The organism is Rhizobacter sp. (genome assembly GCF_031412495.1).
Classification (GTDB): domain Bacteria; phylum Pseudomonadota; class Gammaproteobacteria; order Burkholderiales; family Burkholderiaceae_C; genus Schlegelella_A.
This window is the reverse complement of the sequence record NZ_JANODC010000134.1, coordinates 1-1,580: the sequence shown is the minus strand read 5'-3', so window position 1 is coordinate 1,580 and position 1,580 is coordinate 1. Positions and strand designations below refer to the sequence as shown.

General features: G+C 68.2%; 2 protein-coding genes. Both read left to right on the top strand.

From position 1 onward, the window contains the following. The coding region (locus AC30N0_RS05010) for an ABC transporter ATP-binding protein (RefSeq protein ID WP_489516832.1) at positions 1 to 807 on the top strand (807 nt) is incomplete at its 5' end. Next, on the top strand, positions 804 to 1,580 hold a 777-nt coding region (mlaE, locus tag AC30N0_RS05005), incomplete at its 3' end, for a lipid asymmetry maintenance ABC transporter permease subunit MlaE (protein WP_489516831.1). The genes AC30N0_RS05010 and mlaE, both read left to right, overlap by 4 nt.

Here is a 1,580-nt window from a genome sequence, read left to right as displayed (position 1 = left end):
GACCACGTCACGTTCGGCTACGTCGCGAGCCGGACGATTCTCGACGACATCAGCCTTCGCTTCGCGCGCGGCAAGGTCACGGCCATCCTCGGCGGCTCGGGCAGCGGCAAGACCACCTTGCTGCGCCTGATCGGCGGCATCGCCGCGGCCGGCCGCGGCCGCGTGCTCTTCGACGGCGAGCTGATCAATGCCCGCGACCGAGCGCAGTTGCTGCGCCAACGTCGGCGCATGGGCATGCTGTTCCAGTTCGGCGCACTGTTCACCGATCTCACGGTCTTCGACAACGTGGCCTTCCCGCTGCGCGAGCACTCGGGCCTGTCGGAATCGATGATCCGCGACATCGTGCTCATGAAGCTGCACGCCGTCGGCCTGCGCGGCGCCGCCGATCTGCGCATCGCCGAGGTTTCGGGCGGCATGGCGCGTCGCGTCGCGCTGGCGCGCGCGATCGCACTCGACCCCGACCTGATCATGTACGACGAGCCCTTTGCCGGGCTCGACCTCGTGTCGATGGGGGTGGCCGCCAAGCTGATCCGCGCCCTCAACGACGCGACCGGCGCCACGTCCCTGCTCGTTTCGCACGACGTGGCCGAGTGCATGGCGATCAGCGACCACGTGATCCTGATCGCAAACGGCGGGCGCATCGTGGCCCAGGGCACGCCCGCCGAGCTGATGGGCTCGAGCGATGCCGAAACGCGCCAGTTCGTGCGCGGCGAGCCCGACGGGCCGATCAAGTTCCATTACCCGTCGAGAACGCTGGCCGAGGACTATGGCGTTGCCGAGCCGGTGGCGCAGGAGACCGCGGCGTGATCGTCGATGCCGTCGCCGGTCTCGGCGCGAGCGGCCTGCGGGTGTTGCGCGCGTTCGGCCGTGCCGCGATCTTCTTCGGCGATCTCGTCGTTCACGTGCCGGGCGCGCTGCGCCGGTTCGGCCTGGTGGTGCCGCAGATCCACGCCATCGGCAACCGTTCGCTGCTCATCATCCTGGCTTCCGGGCTGGCGGTGGGCTTCGTGCTGGCGCTGCAGATGTACTACGCGCTCGTCACCTACGGCGCCACCGAATCGCTGGGCCTGATCGTCAACCTTTCGCTGGTGCGCGAGCTCGGGCCTGTGGTCACCGCGCTGCTGTTCGCCGGCCGGGCGGGCACTTCGCTGACCGCCGAGATCGGCCTGATGAAAGCGGGCGAGCAACTCTCGGCGATGGAGATGATGGCCGTCGACCCGCGCAGCCGAATCCTCGCGCCGCGCTTCGTCGGCGGCATCATCTCGATGCCCTTGCTGGCCGTGCTCTTCTCGGCCATCGGTATCCTCGGAGCCTGGGTGGTCGGTGTGCTGCTGATCGGCCTGGACTCGGGCAACTTCTGGTCACTGATGCAGGCGCGGGTGGACGTGTGGCGCGATGTCGGCAACGGCGTGGCCAAGAGCTTTGCGTTCGGCATCGTGTGCACTGCCGTGGCGCTGTACCAGGGCTATGAAACCCAGGCCACCCCCGAGGGGGTGGCATATGCCACCACGCGCACGGTCGTCGTTTCGTCGTTGTCGGTGCTGGCACTCGACTTCATGTTGACCGCGCTGATGTTCTCG